The organism is Arenibacter catalasegens (assembly GCF_002909235.1).
In the GTDB taxonomy this organism is placed as follows: domain Bacteria; phylum Bacteroidota; class Bacteroidia; order Flavobacteriales; family Flavobacteriaceae; genus Arenibacter; species Arenibacter catalasegens.
This window is the reverse complement of record NZ_PHQQ01000001.1, coordinates 82449-101448: the sequence shown is the minus strand read 5'-3', so window position 1 is coordinate 101448 and position 19000 is coordinate 82449. Positions and strand designations below refer to the sequence as shown.

Below are 19000 nucleotides of genomic sequence, written 5' to 3'. Positions count from 1 at the left end.
ACAATATTGAGAATCAATGCATTTAGCCTGTTCAATTGCGGGTGTTTTGCAGCTAATATTAATGTAGATGCATCTTAAATCATAAAATAAGGGGATTAAATATACTGAAAACCAATATTCTTCTTCTGGATTAGTTGACGAATGTTTAATTTTAACCATATTTACGAGTATGAATATTCCTAAGACTAGTTTTCCAAGAATTGTTATTATAGGTGGTGGTTTTGCTGGTATTTCCATAGCCAGAAGATTGAAAAATAAGGAAGTACAAGTAGTTCTTCTGGATAAACATAATTACCATAATTTTCAACCACTACTGTATCAAGTATCCACTGGGGGACTGGAACCCGATTCAATAGCGTATCCTATACGCAAAGTTTTAAAGGGCTTCACAAATTTTTTCTTTAGGCTGGCAAATGTTGAAGAAATAAAAACGGAGGAAAATACTATTGTGACCAATATAGGTAATTTGGATTATGATTATTTGGTGATTGCCACGGGTTCTGAAACAAATTACTATGGGAATAGGGAGATTGAAATAAACAGTATGGCCATGAAAACCATACCCGAATCCTTAAATCTTCGAAGTCTGATATTGGAAAATTTTGAGCAGGCATTGCTTACCGATCAATATCACGAAAGGGATGCCCTAATGAATTTTGTTATTGTGGGGGCAGGACCAACCGGAGTTGAATTGGCGGGTGCCTTAGCTGAAATAAAAAAGGGGATTTTACCAAAGGACTATCCTGATTTGGATACAAGAAGGGTACAAATACACCTTATACAATCTGGCGATCGTATTCTTAAGGAAATGAGCGATAAGGCTTCTGAAAAAGCAGAGGATTTTTTGGACCGTCTTGGGGTGCAAATATGGAAAAACACCAGGGTAACGGGTTATAATGGAAAAACAGTAACCACAGATTCAGGGGCTAATTTTGAAACGGCAACCTTGGTTTGGGCTGCAGGTGTTAAAGGGGTGGAGATTAAAGGTTTAAATGCAAAAGAATTATTGGTAGGAGGGAGTAGGATACCGGTGAATGAATATAATCAGGTTGTTGCCTACCACAACATTTTCGCCGTTGGCGATGTAGCTTGCATGCAGACCAAAGAAGTGCCTAGAGGGCATTCTATGATGGCCCAACCGGCCATACAACAGGGGAGAAATTTGGGAGAGAATCTAGTGAGATTGTTGGATAACAAACCTATGGAGCCATTTGTGTACAAGGATAAGGGAAGTATGGCGACTATTGGTAGGAACAAGGCAGTGGTGGATATGAAAAACATAAGATTTCAAGGGGTTTTTGCTTGGTTTGTTTGGATGTTCGTACACCTTTTCTTTCTTATTGGGTTTAGAAATAGAATGGTTGTCTTTGTAAATTGGGTGTATAACTATATTCGATTCGATAGGGAAGCCCGCTTAATCATTAGACCCTTCAATAGAGATTACAGTGCTTTTAAGGATTAGACAGGTCTGGGGCCAATAGAAATATTTATTGAGGTTAATCCCGCTTCCTAGGATGGTACTTGTTCATTACTTCTGCCAAATGTGTGCGATCAACATGCATGTATACTTCAGTAGTGGTTATACTTTCATGGCCCAGCATTTGTTGAATGGCCCGAAGATCGGCCCCATTTTGTAATAAGTGTGTGGCAAAAGAATGCCGAAATGTATGCGGGCTTATGCTTTTTTGAAGCCCTATTGTCAAAGCAAGCTGTTTTATAATGGTAAATATCATGGCGCGCGTTAACTGCCTTCCCCTGCGGTTTAAAAATAATATGTCTTCAAAACCTTTTTTGATTGCCATATGTACGCGTATCTCCTTTCTATAGATATTTATGTATTTCTTGTTGATTTCGCTAATGGGAACAAAGCGTTGTTTGTCTCCTTTTCCGGTAACCTTAATAAAGTCTTCCTCAAAATAAAGATCGGAAAGTCTTAGACCTATAAGTTCCGAAACCCTAAGTCCGCATCCATATAGTGTTTCCAATATGGCCCTATTGCGCTCTCCTTCGGGTTTGGAAAGGTCAATGGCGTTAATTAGGTCATTAATCTCTTCTTCAGATAGCGTATCGGGGAGTTTACGGCCAATCTTTGGAGATTCTATTAATTCCATGGGGTTGTCTTTGCGATAATCTTCAAAGACCAGGTAATTGAAAAAGCTCTTTAACCCGGATATAATTCTAGATTGTGACCTGGGATTTACATGATTCGCTAGTTCGTATATAAATTGTTGTATGGTGTTTTTGTCAATGTGTATTGGTGATTCCTTGAGTTGATGGCTTTCCAGAAACAAAACTAATTTCTCAACATCCAAAACGTAGTTGCTAATGGAATTTTTGGATAATCCTCTTTCCAAATTTAGATAATGTTGAAAATCATGAAGGGCCTGTTTCCAATTCATGGGTTAAATATAAAGTACTTTTTTGGGTTGCAATAGTATTGTTGTGCCATAACTCCATTACAGTGGCTAAATTCTACATTTTCTATTTATTAAATATGGCGTATTGTGTTAACTAAATAGGTTTGTTGCAAATCATTACATGCTAAACTTACTAATGTGTTATTTAAGAGTAGCTTGAGAAATGATTGTTTATCCTTATTTGTAAGGCGGCTAAAAAGTATTTTTTAGCCCTCTTTTTTTATGAATTACAATTTCTTACATTTAGCCTATGAAAATCATAATTATCAACGGACCTAATCTTAATCTTTTGGGTAAACGTGAGCCGGAGGTTTACGGAAAAACAACTTTCGAGGAGTATTTTGTTACCCTACAATTTAAGTTTAAGGAAGTGCAATTGGAATATTATCAATCCAACATAGAAGGGGAAATCATTAATAAATTGCACGATTGTGGTTTTGAAGGATATGAGGGCATAATTTTAAATGCAGGTGCCTATACCCATACTTCCATTGGTATTGGCGACGCCATAAAAGGAATAACCACACCCGTGGTCGAGGTTCATATTAGCAATACTTTTGGACGTGAAGAATTTAGACATACCTCTTATATTTCCCCTGTTGCCAAGGGTGTGGTATTGGGTTTCGGACTAAAAAGTTACGACCTGGCCATTCAAAGTTTTTTGAATAAAGACTAAGGTTGCGGATTGCCTTAAAAATTAATAGCTATCTAAGTTGAAAACGGTAATTAAACAATAACAGGGGACGGATAAAACTGTTTATTGAAGACTGTTCACTTTTTACGCCATCTGTGGCTTTAGGTATTTCTTGTCTATATAGAAAGTGCCAAAAGGGACAAGGGAAGCTATAAAAAGGATAACGAACATTTTTAAGTCCCATTTCTTTTCAACACATACCAGTATGGCCAAGACCACATAGGCCATGAATAGAAAGCCATGTGCATATCCAATGTAGATATTGGGTTCCGGTATTTGGGCCAAATATTTTAAAGGCATTCCAATGCCAAAAAGTAATAAATAGGATATTCCTTCGAGAATAGCGGTCAAACTAAATAACTTCAACATATCTTTTTCGGTGTTGTTCGTGATTTTATTATTTTTTTAGACCCGTCAAGTTTTGATAACCTAACGGGTCTAAATTTTTAAAAGAACTAAGCTTTTATTTATATGTGTATTACTTCTCCATATGCATGTGCAACGGCCTCCATTACCGCTTCGCTCATGGTAGGATGAGGGTGTACTGCTTTTATGATCTCATGGCCAGTGGTTTCTAATTTACGGGCTACTACTGCTTCGGCTATCATGTCCGTAACACCTGCACCGATCATATGACATCCAAGCCATTCACCATATTTAGCGTCGAAAATCACCTTTACAAATCCGTCTTTGTTACCAGAAGCACTAGCTTTTCCACTTGCGGAGAAAGGAAATTTGCCCACTTTTATCTCGTATCCTTTTTCAATGGCCTGTTTTTCGGTCAGTCCAACAGATGCAATTTCAGGTGAGCAGTAGGTGCATCCTGGAATATTGCCATAATCTAATGGCTCCACATGCAAATCAGCTATCTTTTCAACACAAAGAATACCTTCTGCCGAGGCAACGTGGGCTAAGGCTTGTCCCGGTGTAACATCACCGATGGCAAAATATCCCGGAATATTGGTTTGGTAATAATCGTTTACTAAGATTTTATCCCTATCCGTTGCAATTCCAACATTTTCTAGACCAATATTTTCGATATTGGTTTTAATACCCACGGCGGATAAAACTATATCGGCTTCAAGAATTTCTTCGCCTTTGCTGGTCTTTATGGTTGCTTTAACTCCTTCACCAGAGGTATCTACCTTTGTTACTTCTGAGGAAGTCATAATTTTTATTCCTGTCTTTTTAAGACTGCGTTCCAATTGTTTTGAAATCTCTTCGTCCTCTACTGGTACCACATTGGGCAAAAACTCCACTACGGTTACGTCAGTACCCATGGCATTATAGAAATAGGCAAATTCTATTCCTATGGCACCACTACCTACAACTAGCATTTTCTTTGGTTGTTTATCCAAGGTCATTGCCTCACGGTAGCCTATAATTTTTTTGCCATCCTGTGGTAGGTTTGGTAGTTCGCGGCTTCTAGCCCCGGTAGCAATAATGATGTTATTGGCCGAGTACTCGGTTTCCTTACCATCATCCGACTTAACGCTCACCTTTTTGCCAGGTTTTAAGGTTCCGAAACCTTTGATGACTTCAATTTTGTTTTTTTTCATCAAAAATTGAACGCCTTTACTCATGCCATCGGCAACATTGCGACTTCTTTTGACCACAGCGTCAAAGTCCTTGTCCACACCTTCAGCCTTTAGTCCATAATCGGCTGCATGTAGCAAATATTCGAAAACCTGAGCGGATTTCAATAATGCTTTGGTAGGGATACATCCCCAATTTAAACAAACGCCACCAAGACTTTCTTTTTCTATAATGGCAGTCTTAAATCCCAATTGAGAGGCTCTGATTGCGGCTACATAACCTCCAGGACCACTACCTAATACAATAATATCGAAATTGCTCATTTATATTTTTTTTGATAAATAAATTATGAAGTTGCAAAGTTACAAAACCATACTGAATTCACACGGATGCCATTTTAAATTAATTGGAATAAATAAGGCTGGCCCAATGGAAAAAAATGGCCAGCCTAATACAGTAAGTGATTTTTTAAAACTATTGACGACACTTATTTTTCCGGCACAAAGTTTAAGGCTGCCCCATTAATGCAATGTCTCTCGCCAGTTGTTTTTTTAGGACCATCGTTAAAAACGTGGCCTAAGTGCCCACCACAGGTTGAACAGTGTTCTTCTTTCCTGGCATAGCCCAAATCGTAATCCACATCAAATGCAACATTTCCTTTTATCTCCCTGTCAAAACTGGGCCATCCAGTTCCTGAATCGAATTTGTGGTCGCTTTTAAAAAGCTCAGTGCCACAAGCGGCACAAGTATATACCCCTTTTTGTTTATTGTTGAGCAATTCACTTGAGCCCGGATTTTCTGTACCTGCTTTGCGCAGCACATAAAATTGCATATCCGTCAACTGTTTTTGCCACTCGGCTTCAGTCTTGGTAATTTTAAACTGCTCCTTTTTTTTAGAATCTGTTTTGGATACTTCCTTTTCTTGAGAAGTTCCCTTGCATCCAATAAACACAACGCATAGTGCAAATATTATTTTTTTCATAAGGCTTTTCTTTTTTATGGTTTAGACGAAATGATTGAAGCTACCTTGCAGTATTTATGTACGTGAATTTTAGAGTTATGGTTTTAATATATAAAAATAGCCCTTAAATCCAATAGGAAATAAGGGCTAGGAAAATTTTAGAGCGACTTTTAATTCAACTTAAATCGCTTTACATCTTTTTCTTCAACGCCAATTGTTCTCATTACGGCATTAATATTTGATTTATCCAATTTTGATTCGGCATATTGGCTAGGTAAAATGACAATTCTGAACAATTGGTTATCCGTAAAGGCTGTATCTAAATTGGCCATATTAAAATTTCCGTCAATAAATATTTCTACGTCTATAAAGGTATGGGCATTCGTATATTGAATAGTTCCTTCCGTTAAAAAGAAATTTTGTGGAATTAAGCTCCAGGCATCTGCACTAGTATCTTGATAATCAACAGTTCCATCAAATCTATAAACCAAAACAGCGTCGGATTCAAAAACTTCGAAACTAGTGAAATCTGAAAAAGTAATAATGTAAGAATAAATATCACCACCTGCATCATAATTGAAGTTGACATTGTCTACTTCAAATACCTGCCCTTGGATACCATCCTCTCCATTTTGTCCATTTTGTCCGTCCAGTCCATCAAAACCGTCATAGCCAGGAGGTCCTGCAGGCCCTTCACAAGAGATAAAAAATAAAGCAATAAATGCGCCGAGTAATAAGGTAACTTTTTTCATAATATTTATTTTAGCGTTTTTTCGAATTGTATAATTGTTATTGTATTTTTATAGTAGTTTCAAAAAGCGTTCCAAATTTTATATCTATACTTGCAAAGTTAGGTTTTAGTTAAAACTTACTGTTCGTATACCGTAAGTACGGACCAAAGTTGTCTAATTTTGTACTAAATAACGTAATCATGACCAAAGTAGTATCCCATAGTTTATTTACAGATTTTGATATCGACCTATTCAAGAGTGGTAAGCATTTCAAATTATATGAAAAGTTGGGATCTCATCTCATAGAGGTCAATGGGGTTAAAGGTACTTATTTTGCAGTTTGGGCTCCGTCTGCGCGGTCTGTTTCGGTGGTTGGCGACTTTAATAATTGGTATGAAGCGGATCATCAACTTAATGTTCGTTGGGACGGAAGTGGCATCTGGGAAGGATTTGTTCCAGAATTGGGACAGGGTACTTTATATAAATACATTGTTCATTCTTCCAATCACGGGGTAGTTACGGAAAAGGCTGACCCCTTTGCCAAAAGTTGTGAACACCCTCCAATGACAGCTTCAATTGTTTGGGATGCCAAACACGATTGGAAAGATGAGACTTGGATGAAAACCAGAAAGGAAAAAAATGCCTTGGATAAACCCTATGCCGTTTATGAAGTGCATTTGGGCTCCTGGAAGCGAAAATCGAATAATGATTATCTAACCTATTCGGAACTGGCAGTAGATCTTGTGGAATATGTTAAGGAGATGAATTTTACCCATGTGGAGTTTATGCCGATCATGGAGTACCCGTATGATCCGTCTTGGGGATATCAGCTAACTGGCTATTTTGCTCCCACTTCTAGATTTGGAAAACCTGAAGGGTTTAAATTATTAGTGGATACTTTGCACCAAAATGGAATTGGGGTTATTTTGGATTGGGTGCCTTCCCATTTTCCAGAAGATGCACATGGCTTAGGATTTTTTGACGGATCCCACCTTTATGAGCACCCGGATAGTAGAAGAGGATATCACCCAGATTGGAAAAGTTTGATATTTAATTATGGTAGAAATGAGGTTAGGGCCTTTTTGATCAGTAATGCTATGTTCTGGTTAGATCAATTCCATGCAGATGCCTTAAGGGTAGATGCCGTAGCTTCTATGATATATTTGGATTATTCGCGGGAAGAAGGTGAATGGGAACCCAATATTTATGGGAATAATGAGAATTTGGAGGCCATTTCATTTATAAGGGAACTAAATGAAACCGTTTATTCCAATTTCGAGGGAATACAAATGATTGCAGAGGAATCTACCTCTTTTTCAATGGTATCCAAGCCAGTAAGCATGGGAGGCCTAGGTTTTGGCATGAAATGGATGATGGGTTGGATGCACGATACTCTGGAATATTTTAAAAAGGAACCAATTTATAGGAAGCACCATCAAAACGATTTAACTTTTAGCGCTACTTATGCGTTTACTGAGAATTTTATGCTTCCATTTTCACATGATGAGGTGGTTTATGGGAAAAAATCCCTGTTGTATAGGATGCCTGGTGATGAATGGCAACAATTTGCTAACTTAAGATTACTTTTTGGATACATGTATACCCATCCAGGTACCAATTTAATTTTCATGGGTGGCGAATTCGGTCAATCTTCCGAATGGAATTTTCAAACAAGTTTGGATTGGCACTTGTTGCAATATGATTTTCACATTGGTATCCAAAATGTGATAAAGGACTTAAACAAACTTTATCAAGAGTATCCGGCGCTTCATGAGCAACAATTTAGCCCTGAAGGCTTTCAATGGATAGATTATGGAGACCATGCAAATTCGGTCTTGACTTACATAAGAAAGGGCATCGATCCTAAGAAAAATATCTACATAGCTTGTAATTTCACACCAATTCCACGGGAGAAATACAGAATGGGCATTTCCAAATCCGGGCAATTAAAGGAGATTTTCAATAGCGATGACCAAAAATACGGCGGTACCGGCATGAAAAATGGCACATTGAAAATTAGTAAAACCCCATGGCATGGATTTGATAAGTCCGTGGAAATCACTATTCCACCACTGGGTGTGGTCGTTTTTAAATGATTATGAAGTATTATAACGGTACGGAGTATAATTGCAAAGCATATCATTTCGTTAATTCGTATGAATGTTCTTTTTTTGTATTCGCAAAAATGACTAGCCATGATTACCAATACTGAACTTGAATACAAGGGCAATTTATATCCCAATACAATTGTTGATTATCACCGGGATACGGATAAATTGTATTTCACAACTTCAAATGGAGTTATTTTAGAGATAACGGTTTTGCGTGATAGTATAATTAGATTTAGATATGCTACCGAAAATATTTTTGAACCCGATTTCTCTTATTCTATCAGTGAAGATGTTAGCTTAGGCTTTAATCACCTTAAGGTAGAAGAGACGGCAACAGAGTATCTGGTAATTACGGCCAAACTTAGGGTGCTTGTAGATAAAAAAACCTTAAGGATACAGATATCGGATTTGGAGGGCAATATTATTAATGAGGATGAGCTTGGTTTTCATTGGGAAGAAAATTATGAGTTTGGGGGTAATTCGGTGAAAATGAGTAAGATTACTCAAAATGCCGAAAGTTTTTATGGTCTGGGCGATAAAGCCACACACTCCAACCTCAAAGGCAAGCGGGTTAGCAATTGGGTAACCGATCAATATGCCTATGGTAAAGATCAAGATCCGTTATATAAGGCAATTCCTTTTTTTATTGGCTTACATAGTAATAAATCCTACGGTATTTTCTTTGACAATACCTTTAAAACCAATTTCGATTTTGCGCACGAGCGAAGAAATGTAACCAGTTTTTGGGCCGATGGGGGAGAGATGAACTATTATTTTATCTATGGACCCCAAATGAGCCAAGTGGTCAAGGCATATACCAATTTAACGGGGACGCCAGAATTGCCTCCCATGTGGGCCATGGGCTACCATCAATCCAAATGGAGCTACTACCCGGAAAGCAACGTTAGGTCACTTGCCAAAAATTTTAGAAAATTGAGAATCCCATGTGATGCAATTTATTTGGACATAGATTATATGGACGGATTTAGATGTTTTACTTGGGACAAATCCCGTTTTCCAAATCCGAAAAAAATGATTTCCGATTTAGAGGAGAAAGGATTTAAGACGGTAGTAATGATCGATCCGGGAATTAAGATAGATAAGGATTATTGGGTCTATCAGGAGGCTGTGGAGAATGACTATTTCTGTAAAAGGGCCGATGGTGCTTTTATGAAAGGAAAGGTATGGCCCGGGGAATGCAATTTTCCAGATTTCACCAACCCTAAGGTAAGGGAATGGTGGGCCGAGCTTTATAAGGAAATGATGACCGAAATTGGTGTGCATGCCGTTTGGAACGATATGAACGAACCTGCAGTTATGGAGGTGCCGACCAAGACCGCACCTTTGGATACTCGCCATGATTATGACGGGCATCCCTGTTCGCACAGGAAAGCCCACAATGTTTATGGGATGCAGATGGTTCGCGCAACCTATGAGGGAATTAAGAAATACGTTTACCCAAAGAGACCATTTGTAATTACCAGGGCGGCATTTGCTGGAACCCAAAGGTTTTCCTCTACATGGACCGGCGATAATGTGGCCACATGGGAACATCTATGGATTGCAAATGTACAGGCCCAAAGAATGTGTATGAGCGGATATTCGTTCGTCGGTTCGGATATTGGTGGATTTGCCGAACAGCCGAACGGGGAACTTTTTGCGAGATGGATTCAATTGGGGGTATTCCATCCTTTTTGTAGAGTACATTCCAGTGGAGATCACGGTGATCAAGAGCCTTGGTCATTTGACGATGAAGTAACCAATATAGTACGTAAGTTTATTGAATTACGATATCAATTGTTGCCCTATTTGTATACCATGTTTTATAGATACTCCAAAGAGGGAGTGCCTATGTTAAAGCCATTGGTCCATTTTGACCAAGAGGACCATCAAACCCATTTTAGAACGGATGAATTTATTTTTGGGGAGCAAATTTTAATATGCCCGGTACAGGAACCTAATGCGCAAGGACGAAGGATGTATATACCTAGGGGTATTTGGTATAATTATTGGACCAATGAAGCTGTAGTTGGTGGAATGGAGAAATGGGTAGTTGCCGGATTGGATAAGATTCCAATCTTCATTAAGGAAGGTGCTATGATTCCCAAATATCCCGTTCAGCAATATGTTGGTGAACTGGAAATAAAGGAATTGGTTCTGGATGTGTATTACAAAAACGGGGTGGAAACCTCAACAGTTTACGAGGACGGACAAGATGGATATGATTACAAAAAAGGAAGGTACAGCCTTAGAAATTTTAATTTTAAGGGTAAGGAGAAAGAGCTGGTTATCCAACAATTTAAAGATGGTAGTTTTATAACTTCTTATAAAACCTTTAAAATAAATTTACATGGACTTCCTTTTAAAATAAAGCAGATTCAGGTAGATAATGAGTATGTTGATTTAAAGGACGTTAAGCTAAACGGAAATAATAATAATATTCATATAAGCAAAGATTTTACTGTATTGCACATTATTGGCGCGTAATTTTTTTGTAATTTTCGTTGAATAAATACATAATTCTAAAATGAAAAAAGTTGTTTTAATAATAATGGTCTTTTTAGGGGTTGCGGCCTGTAAGACCAACCCATTTACAGGACAAAAGGTTTTGAACTTTTATCCCAATAGTCAGATTTTTCCAACGGCTTTTGCCCAATACGACCAATTTCTTGGTGATAACAAGGTAATTACCGGTACTGATGATGCTAAAATGATTACCAAAACTGGCCAGCGAATTGCTGCAGCTGCCGAACGATGGTTGACTGCCAATGGTTATCCCGGTTATTTAAAGGATTATAAGTGGGAATACAATTTGGTAAATGATGAGACTGTAAATGCTTGGTGTATGCCTGGTGGAAAAATTGTTTTTTACACAGGAATACTCCCCATTTGTAAAGGAGAAACAGGAGTTGCTGTTGTAATGGGGCATGAAGTTGCCCATGCTCTTGCCGATCATGGCGCACAACGTATGAGTGCAGGAGCCATACAACAACTAGGAGCCGTGGCAGGTAATGTTGTAATACAAGATGAGCAAAAGAGGAATATATTTAACCAAGCTTATGGTATAGGGTCCCAAGTTGGGATTATGCTTCCTTTTAGCCGAGGTCATGAAACAGAGGCCGATAGAATTGGCTTGCAAATTATGGCCATAGCTGGTTATAACCCTGATGAGGCGGCGGAACTCTGGAAAAGAATGAAGGCCAACAGTGGAGATGGTGCGCCGCCGGAGTTTTTAAGTACACACCCCTCTAATGACACTAGGATTGCCAACCTTTCGCAATGGGCACCTTTGGCTAAACAAGAAGCAGCCAAATTTGGGGTTACCTCTTTTCAATAGTGGTTTTAATGATAAGAATCATAAATTAATTTCAATAACAAAGCTGTTCTTATAGAGAACAGCTTTTTTTATATATGGCTAGAACTTTTCCAATAAAGGGCAGTAAAAAATTGTTGAATGCTTGGGCCTTTTATGATTGGGCAAATTCTGTTTATAGCCTGGTAATTTCTTCAGCCATATTTCCCATTTTTTATGGAGCCTTGTTTCGGGTGGCCGAAATTGAGAAAGTAGTGTTATTTGGGGGAGAAATAGCTAGGGCCCCTTTGATAAGTTATGTCACCTCGGCAGCATTTTTGTTTATAGCCATCATTACACCAATTTTATCTGGTATTGCCGATTATTTGGGGAATAAAAGGCTTTTCATGAAATTATTCTGTTACCTGGGCGCATTTTCTTGTATTGGATTATATTGGTTTTCCTTGGATCATATTTATTTCAGTCTCGTTTGTTATTTTTTTGGATTGGTGGGGTTTTGGGTGAGTTTCGCATTTAATAACTCCTACTTGCCAGATGTAGCCTTTCCGGAACAACAGGATGATATTAGTGCAAAAGGTTTTTCATTGGGTTATATCGGCAGCGTTATTTTGCTATTGTTTAATTTGGCAATGGTCATGAAGCCCAATTTATTTGGAATTGAAACGGATGCAGATGGTATTGCCGAAATAAAGGCAATGAGATATTCGTTTTTATCAGTGGGCATTTGGTGGATAGTATTTGCACAGTACACCTTTTATTTTCTGCCGAAAGGATTTAAAAAAGAAGGAAAGAGAGATCATATCATTCTAAACGGTTTTAAGGAGTTAAAGGGGGTGTGGCATCAGCTTGGGACCCAAAAACAATTAAAACGATATTTGGGCGCATTTTTTGTTTATAGTATGGCGGTGCAGACCGTTATGCTGATTGCGACTTATTTTGGGGAGGAAGAGATTCTATGGGATTCGGATTCCGAACGAACAACAGGATTAATTGTTAGTATCCTGCTTATTCAGCTAGTGGCCATTATTGGGGCTACCGTAACAGCTATGGCTTCCAGAGCTTTCGGCAATATTAGGACGCTAATTGTCGTGAATGTGATGTGGGTAATGATATGTGTCTATGCTTATTTTTTAACTACACCTATCGATTTTTATATTGCTGCAGGCTGTGTTGGAATCGTCATGGGTGGGATTCAGGCACTTTCCAGATCAACGTATTCTAAATTTATTCCGAAAACCATAGACACGGCATCATTTTTTAGTTTTTATGATGTTGCTGAAAAGATAGGAATAGTAATCGGAACCTTTCTATATGGTTTTGCAGCACAATATTCTGGTAGTATGCGATATGCCATTATTCTATTGGGATTGTTTTTTTTAGTGGGGGCATTTCTTTTGACCAGAGTGAATAAAGTCGGTAAATTATAGGGTATAACTATGTTTTCAATGGTTTTTGAGTAGATAACCACGCCTACAATGGTCTGAATTTTAGAGAATGCGATGGTTCATTAATGTTTGGTAATATCCCCTGACCCTGAAACTTTACTGTTTACTTTTTCGGGATTCCCTCTGTAATCTATGTTACCGGACCCAGATACTTTTGCATCTATTCTTTGATTGGCGGTAACCTCAACATTTGCCGAACCGGAAACTGCCACATTTACATTATCAGCAATAAGGTCATAAGCGTTAATGTCTCCAGATCCAGAAATGTTAACTTCAAAATTTGACGTATTCCCGCTTAAGGCCATATCCCCAGATCCGGACATACTGGCCTTTACAGACTGGGTATCCAGACTTAATGTAACGTCTCCAGAGCCAGACATTGAAGTTTCAAAATAATCTGATTTTATAGTTTTTTTTCCTATAATATTTCCTGATCCAGATAAAGTTAGACTGGCAATACTCTCCACTGGAATGGTAATAAATACCCCTTTCTTCCAAATTGATGAATTGAGGTTGTAACCTTTTTCCACCTTGATTACTAATTTGTTGTTGCTGACTTCCGTAATAATATGATCCAATATGTTTTCATCCCCTTTAAGGGTTATTTTACCTTCATGGCCATCTACCAATTCAATATCAAAGGAACCAGAAATAGCAATATGTTCGTAGTCCGCTGTGGTTCTTACTAGAGTAGTCATATTGCCATTACCGCTTATTGATTTGTTTTTCTGAGCGTTTAATGCGCCTAGGACCAATAAGGCCAATAGGATAGTTGTTTTATTTTCATAACCTTAGTGCTATTTTTTGTGAAACGCTATTCCCCCGTATTCACTGTTAATACTCATGAGGTTGCCACTGTTTTGACTTCCTTGATAGCCTTTGTAATAATTTGCGTTCGATTTTTCCCGGCTTATGTTTATTTCGAAATCTTCTTTTCCGCTTACGCCTGCATATTCCGTTTCGATTTCAAAATCGAAATGATATTCAGGGGAATATCCTATTTTAATACCTGTATAGTCGGTACTGATTTGCAAGTTTTTAGCATCGGGCGCCATCATATCAATTCTTACAGACCCATAGCTCGATTTTATATCCACATTACCGTGGATTATCCCTAATTTTACATTTATATAATCGCCATTGCCCTGAACATTTTTGGCTTCCCCGATTTCCAAATTGCCATAATCGCACACATAGGTCAGGTTTTTCATTGTTTGGACCGTTGCATTGGTATAGTCTGCAACGATATCTAGGTCTCCTGCTTTTTCAATGGTAAATCCGGAATAGTCGGCGTTGATTTTGCCACTGTTTATATAGCCTATGGTAGATTTGGAGGTATAGTCAAAGGATAATTGGTTACTTCGTCCACGCAATTCCCCAATTTCCAATCTGCCGTAATCGCAATTAATTTTTGCATGTCCGTCAATTCTATCTAAAATTATGCTTCCGTAATCGTTGCTTAGGTTAACACTGTTTTTTATAGGGACTTTAACCGTATAATTCACTTGCATATTTACGTTGTTGGAATTGCCCCAATTCCAACCCCAACTATTCTTGTCCTTGTTAAAGATTGTTGTGGCTGAAACCATATTGCTGTTGGCCTCAAAATCCACCGCTATTCCGTCTAACTTACGCTGCACTTTTTCTTCATTGTCCCCGGTGGTTTTAATATGTACTTCAATTGTAACCCTGTCTTGGTTCCAGGAGCTTATATTTAAACTACCATAGCTATTGGAGATTTTCAATATGGCGTCCGAATTTACGTTATACTCTTTTTTAATGGTTTTTTCCTTGGTATACTTGCCTCTAGGTATATCGTTGTTGGATACTGAAATTAAAGGGGTGATCAATAAAATGACAAGTATATATCTAAGTTGTAATATTTTCATTTTTGTAGTTTTTTAAAATTTTAATTTCTTCTATTTGTTCTAACACCTCGTTTATTAGATCTATTCTGGTTTGAAAATTGGTAATCATGGCGCTTAATATCAGTTTGCTATTTCCGCCATTTAATAAATCCTGTTCCATTTTCTTGTAATCGGTATCCAGAGTTCTAAGTTGTCCCATGGTATCTGTAATCAATTTCTGTGTTACAGGAGAAGTTTCACTTTGCATTTTTTTTATTTGTTCCTCAATTAAACTTGCGAAGTAGTATTCGGTGTTAGTGATTTCTGGTGAAATATTGGAAACTTGTTGCTGCACGCTCAAGGCCGGTTTAAAGAAATTAAATCCTAATGCGCAAAATAAAAGCAAGGCAGCTGCTATGGATAAGGCCTTCCATCTTATGCTAGTTTTTTTTGTTTTCGTTATCACCCCCGATGGGGTCTCTAATTTTGCTAAAAATCTTTGACGATGTCCATCATTGGGCTCTACAATGTCGAAGGAGTCTTTTAATTCCCTAAATAGGTTTTCAAAATGGTTATTTTCCATCGTATATCGTATTTAATTTTTGTCGTAGGCTTACCTTGGCCCTAGAAATCATTGTCCTGCAATTGGCATAGCTCAAATTCATTATTTCGCTTATTTCTTCATAATCATAGCCTTCAATTAAATGTAAGGTCAAAGAAACTCTGTAATTGTCTTTTAGCAGTTTCATGGTTTCAATCACTTTTTGAGCCTTTAGTTCTATCACACCATTATCTGGGACATATCCATCATTGTCTTCGACCTTGTACAGTACATTGCCAAGATCAACTTCCTGGCGTTTTAATCGTTTTCTATATTGATGAATACTATTGTTTACAACTATTCGCTTTAGCCAGGCCCCAAAAGTTACTTCGCCTTTAAAGGTGTCCAGTTTGGTTAGTGCGCTTAAAAGCGATTCCTGCATAACATCCTCAGCAATAACACTATCCTTTACGATTCTATAGGAAACATTGTACATTCCCTTGTAATAGCGATTGTAAATTTCCATTTGTGCGTTACGGTTATTACTTAGGCACAATGGTAATAGTTCATCAATATGTTTCTTTTCTAGGCTCAAAAAGGAATTGGTTTGCTTAATAGATGAAGTAATTTAGGGAATGTTACAGTTTATTTATAAAAAGATTTGACTTGTTGGCATAAGAATTGCCCAATTAGAATTAAAAGCAAATAACAGAATCCATAACCTCCTTATTTTTAAAGGAATGAAGGTGGATATAGGATTGAATGTAAATTATTTTTCTGTCATTTAATGACAGAATGACCGATATAACAATATGGCTAAAACAAAAAATATACAATTTGACACTATGTCATTACATAGCATCGATGAGGATTCGGAATTAATACCATTGATGACCCCGGAGGATGAGGAGGAGATTAACAATGAAAAGTTACCCGAAACCTTACCTATATTGCCGTTGCGAAATACTGTACTGTTTCCTGGCGTGGTAATTCCCATTACGGCCGGTAGGGATAAATCTATTAAATTAATAAAGGATGCCAATAACGGTTCAAAGGTAATTGGTGTAGTTTCCCAAAAAGATGAGGAAACTGAAAATCCAGGGGTGAAGGATATCAATACCTTAGGCACGGTAGCCAGAATCCTGAGGGTGCTTCAGATGCCCGATGGAAATACTACGGTAATCATTCAGGGTAAGAAGCGTTTTGAAGTAGCCGAAGTACTTACAGAAAAGCCATATATTACTGCTACGGTAAGGGAGACAACGGAAGTAAGACCTGAAAGTGATAACAAGGAATTTAGGGCGATTATAGATTCTATTAAAGAACTTTCCCTGCAGATTATTAGGGATAACCCCAATATCCCCAGTGAGGCTTCCTTTGCGATAAAGAATATTCAGAGCGATTCGTTTTTAATCAATTTTGTTTCTTCCAATCTCAATTTAAGTGTAAAGGATAAGCAAGAGCTTTTAGAAATAGGAAGTCTGCAAGATCGGGCATTGGCCACCCTTAAATATATGAACATAGAGCTTCAGAAGTTGGAACTGAAAAATGACATTCAGTCCAAGGTAAGAACCGATATGGATCAGCAGCAAAGGGAATACTATCTTCATCAACAAATGAAGACAATCCAAGAGGAATTGGGCGGTATTTCGTATGATGAAGAAGTGGATGAGATGCGTGCAAAGGCCAAAAAGAAAAAGTGGAGCAAGGAAGTGGGGGAACATTTTGACAAGGAATTGGCAAAATTGCAAAGAATGAACCCACAGGTTGCCGAGTATTCTATTCAACGTAATTATTTGGATTTGTTTATTGAGTTGCCTTGGAACGAATACTCCAAGGATAAATTCGATTTAAAAAGAGCTCAAAAAATATTAGATAGGGATCATTACGGTTTGGAAGATGTAAAGAGGCGAATTATTGAATATTTGGCAGTCTTAAAACTTCGTAACGATATGAAATCGCCTATTCTATGTTTGTACGGACCTCCTGGCGTTGGTAAAACTTCTTTAGGTAAATCTGTTGCCGAAGCTTTGGGTAGGGAGTATGTGAGGATATCACTTGGAGGACTTAGGGATGAGGCAGAGATACGTGGCCATCGTAAAACATATATAGGGGCCATGCCCGGCCGTATTGTTCAAAGTTTAAAAAAGGCGGGTAAATCCAACCCTGTTTTTATTTTGGATGAAATTGATAAACTGTCCAATAGCCATCAGGGCGATCCTTCCTCGGCTATGTTGGAGGTTTTGGATCCGGAACAGAACAATGAGTTCCATGACAATTTCTTGGAAATGGGTTATGATCTGTCCAAGGTTATGTTTATTGCAACGGCCAATAGTTTAGGTGAAATTCAGCCTGCCCTTCGGGATAGAATGGAAATAATTCACGTGACGGGATATACCATAGAGGAAAAGGTAGAAATTGCTAGAAAGCATTTATTGCCCAAGCAATTAAAAGAACATGGTTTAACAACGAACCATTTAAAAATTGGCAAGCCTCAATTGGAAAAAATTGTTGAAGGCTATACCAGGGAATCTGGAGTTAGGTCATTGGAAAAACAAATTGCCAAGATGGTTCGTTATGCTGCCAAATCCATAGCAATGGAGGAGGAGTATAACCTTAAGATTTCCTCTGAGGATATTGAAAGGATTTTGGGCCCGGCGCGTATGGAAAGAGACAAATATGAGAATAATGATGTTGCAGGTGTGGTTACAGGTTTGGCTTGGACCAGTGTTGGTGGTGATATTCTTTTTATTGAGTCCATTTTGTCCAAGGGGAAAGGGACTTTAAATATTACTGGTAATCTGGGAACGGTGATGAAAGAATCAGCCACTATAGCCATGGAATATATTAAATCCAATTCGGACAGGTATGGTTTGGATCCTGAGATTTTCGATAAGTACAATGTGCATATTCACGTTCCTGAAGGAGCGACCCCAAAAGATGGGCCAAGTGCGGGAATTACTATGCTTACCTCTCTGGTGTCGCTGTTTACCCAGAAAAAGATCAAAAAGAGTTTGGCTATGACGGGGGAAATTACCTTACGAGGCAAAGTGCTGCCAGTGGGAGGTATAAAGGAAAAGATATTGGCTGCCAAGCGTGCAAGAATTAAGGAGATAATACTTTGTGAGGATAATAGGAAGGATATATTGGAAATAAAGAAAGACTATTTAAAAGGGCTTACTTTTCATTATGTGACAGATATGCAGGAGGTAATAGATATTGCTATCACAGATGATTCTGTAAAAAATCCGAAGCAACTATAAGGAATTTTTAAAATTTAAATAGGATAAAAGTACCTATTGTGTAAATGGTAGGTACTTTTGTTTTTAAAGCATCATATAAGCGGGGAATTCCTGTAAGAAAGGGTGATAAGCTATTCTTAACAGTCTACTTGTGCTGTCTCC

16 protein-coding genes are annotated in these 19000 nt (G+C 38.0%); 7 read left to right on the top strand and 9 right to left on the bottom strand.

Annotated elements, in window-relative coordinates; translation table 11 throughout:
- Positions 1–169 precede the first annotated feature (169 nt).
- Positions 170–1462: an NAD(P)/FAD-dependent oxidoreductase gene (locus tag CWD90_RS00430; RefSeq protein ID WP_103473957.1), complete on the top strand. Its 1293-nt coding sequence runs from the start codon at positions 170–172 to the stop codon at positions 1460–1462.
- A 34-nt stretch (positions 1463–1496) separates the two neighbouring features.
- On the opposite strand, the gene xerD is transcribed toward CWD90_RS00430, so the two are convergent.
- The gene (gene xerD / locus CWD90_RS00425) at positions 1497–2399 is read right to left on the bottom strand and encodes a site-specific tyrosine recombinase XerD (protein ID WP_103473956.1); all 903 of its coding nucleotides are present in this window, start codon (positions 2397–2399) and stop codon (positions 1497–1499) included.
- Between the two features lie 268 nt (positions 2400–2667).
- On the opposite strand from xerD, the gene aroQ reads away from it, so the two are divergent.
- Positions 2668–3093 (top strand): type II 3-dehydroquinate dehydratase, encoded by a 426-nt coding sequence (gene aroQ / locus CWD90_RS00420; protein ID WP_103473955.1) that lies wholly within the window; start codon positions 2668–2670, stop codon positions 3091–3093.
- Positions 3094–3195: 102 nt separating this feature from the next.
- On the opposite strand, the gene CWD90_RS00415 is transcribed toward aroQ, so the two are convergent.
- The 4 genes from CWD90_RS00415 to CWD90_RS00400 form a co-directional block, all read right to left on the bottom strand.
- Positions 3196–3480, bottom strand: coding sequence for a DUF3817 domain-containing protein (locus CWD90_RS00415; protein WP_103473954.1), 285 nt, complete (start codon positions 3478–3480; stop codon positions 3196–3198).
- Positions 3481–3578: 98 nt separating this feature from the next.
- Positions 3579–4970, bottom strand: coding sequence for a dihydrolipoyl dehydrogenase (gene lpdA, locus CWD90_RS00410; RefSeq protein ID WP_103473953.1), 1392 nt, complete (start codon positions 4968–4970; stop codon positions 3579–3581).
- Between the two features lie 164 nt (positions 4971–5134).
- Positions 5135–5629, bottom strand: coding sequence for a peptide-methionine (R)-S-oxide reductase MsrB (gene msrB, locus CWD90_RS00405; RefSeq protein ID WP_103473952.1), 495 nt, complete (start codon positions 5627–5629; stop codon positions 5135–5137).
- Between the two features lie 149 nt (positions 5630–5778).
- Entirely contained in the window at positions 5779–6360 is a 582-nt protein-coding gene (locus tag CWD90_RS00400; RefSeq protein ID WP_103473951.1) for a collagen-like protein, read from the bottom strand.
- Between the two features lie 179 nt (positions 6361–6539).
- Here CWD90_RS00400 and glgB point away from each other — a divergent pair, with 179 nt between their 5' ends.
- The 4 genes from glgB (at position 6540) to CWD90_RS00380 (ending at position 13190) form a co-directional block, all read left to right on the top strand.
- Positions 6540–8435 carry a 1,4-alpha-glucan branching protein GlgB gene (gene glgB, locus CWD90_RS00395; protein WP_103473950.1) on the top strand — a complete coding sequence of 632 codons (1896 nt, stop codon included), beginning with the start codon at positions 6540–6542 and terminating at the stop codon, positions 8433–8435.
- Positions 8436–8534: 99 nt separating this feature from the next.
- Positions 8535–10937 (top strand): glycoside hydrolase family 31 protein, encoded by a 2403-nt coding sequence (locus CWD90_RS00390; protein ID WP_103473949.1) that lies wholly within the window; start codon positions 8535–8537, stop codon positions 10935–10937.
- A 40-nt stretch (positions 10938–10977) separates the two neighbouring features.
- On the top strand, positions 10978–11787 hold the full coding sequence (locus tag CWD90_RS00385; protein WP_103473948.1) for a M48 family metallopeptidase: 810 nt from the start codon (positions 10978–10980) through the stop codon (positions 11785–11787).
- A 74-nt stretch (positions 11788–11861) separates the two neighbouring features.
- Positions 11862–13190, top strand: a complete 1329-nt coding sequence (locus tag CWD90_RS00380) for an MFS transporter (RefSeq protein WP_103473947.1) — start codon at positions 11862–11864, stop codon at positions 13188–13190.
- Between the two features lie 80 nt (positions 13191–13270).
- Here CWD90_RS00380 and CWD90_RS00375 read toward each other — a convergent pair whose 3' ends face one another.
- The 4 genes from CWD90_RS00375 to CWD90_RS00360 form a co-directional block, all read right to left on the bottom strand.
- Positions 13271–13906 carry a head GIN domain-containing protein gene (locus CWD90_RS00375; protein WP_103474221.1) on the bottom strand — a complete coding sequence of 212 codons (636 nt, stop codon included), beginning with the start codon at positions 13904–13906 and terminating at the stop codon, positions 13271–13273.
- 99 nt (positions 13907–14005) lie between these two features.
- Entirely contained in the window at positions 14006–15097 is a 1092-nt protein-coding gene (locus CWD90_RS00370) for a DUF4097 family beta strand repeat-containing protein (RefSeq protein WP_103473946.1), read from the bottom strand.
- Positions 15078–15638: a hypothetical protein gene (locus CWD90_RS00365; protein ID WP_103473945.1), complete on the bottom strand. Its 561-nt coding sequence runs from the start codon at positions 15636–15638 to the stop codon at positions 15078–15080. Before CWD90_RS00365 ends, CWD90_RS00370 begins: the two co-directional genes overlap by 20 nt.
- Positions 15628–16191 carry an RNA polymerase sigma factor gene (locus CWD90_RS00360; RefSeq protein WP_103473944.1) on the bottom strand — a complete coding sequence of 188 codons (564 nt, stop codon included), beginning with the start codon at positions 16189–16191 and terminating at the stop codon, positions 15628–15630. The genes CWD90_RS00365 and CWD90_RS00360 overlap by 11 nt, the downstream gene beginning before the upstream one ends.
- A gap of 250 nt (positions 16192–16441) precedes the next feature.
- On the opposite strand from CWD90_RS00360, the gene lon reads away from it, so the two are divergent.
- Positions 16442–18859, top strand: a complete 2418-nt coding sequence (gene lon, locus CWD90_RS00355) for an endopeptidase La (RefSeq protein ID WP_239986423.1) — start codon at positions 16442–16444, stop codon at positions 18857–18859.
- Positions 18860–19000: the final 141 nt, after the last annotated feature.

Bases quoted from the DNA above. Each gene is read 5' to 3' on its own strand.
- CWD90_RS00365 (WP_103473945.1), bottom strand. From the start codon at position 15,638: ATGGAAAATAACCATTTTGAAAACCTATTTAGGGAATTAAAAGACTCC.
- CWD90_RS00430 (WP_103473957.1), top strand. From the start codon at position 170: ATGAATATTCCTAAGACTAGTTTTCCAAGAATTGTTATTATAGGTGGT.
- CWD90_RS00375 (WP_103474221.1), bottom strand. From the start codon at position 13,906: ATGACTACTCTAGTAAGAACCACAGCGGACTACGAACATATTGCTATT.
- lon (WP_239986423.1), top strand. From the start codon at position 16,442: ATGTCATTACATAGCATCGATGAGGATTCGGAATTAATACCATTGATG.
- CWD90_RS00380 (WP_103473947.1), top strand. From the start codon at position 11,862: ATGGCTAGAACTTTTCCAATAAAGGGCAGTAAAAAATTGTTGAATGCT.
- aroQ (WP_103473955.1), top strand. From the start codon at position 2,668: ATGAAAATCATAATTATCAACGGACCTAATCTTAATCTTTTGGGTAAA.
- CWD90_RS00400 (WP_103473951.1), bottom strand. From the start codon at position 6,360: ATGAAAAAAGTTACCTTATTACTCGGCGCATTTATTGCTTTATTTTTT.
- CWD90_RS00370 (WP_103473946.1), bottom strand. From the start codon at position 15,097: ATGAAAATATTACAACTTAGATATATACTTGTCATTTTATTGATCACC.
- CWD90_RS00385 (WP_103473948.1), top strand. From the start codon at position 10,978: ATGAAAAAAGTTGTTTTAATAATAATGGTCTTTTTAGGGGTTGCGGCC.
- CWD90_RS00415 (WP_103473954.1), bottom strand. From the start codon at position 3,480: ATGTTGAAGTTATTTAGTTTGACCGCTATTCTCGAAGGAATATCCTAT.
- CWD90_RS00390 (WP_103473949.1), top strand. From the start codon at position 8,535: ATGATTACCAATACTGAACTTGAATACAAGGGCAATTTATATCCCAAT.
- xerD (WP_103473956.1), bottom strand. From the start codon at position 2,399: ATGAATTGGAAACAGGCCCTTCATGATTTTCAACATTATCTAAATTTG.
- msrB (WP_103473952.1), bottom strand. From the start codon at position 5,629: ATGAAAAAAATAATATTTGCACTATGCGTTGTGTTTATTGGATGCAAG.
- glgB (WP_103473950.1), top strand. From the start codon at position 6,540: ATGACCAAAGTAGTATCCCATAGTTTATTTACAGATTTTGATATCGAC.
- lpdA (WP_103473953.1), bottom strand. From the start codon at position 4,970: ATGAGCAATTTCGATATTATTGTATTAGGTAGTGGTCCTGGAGGTTAT.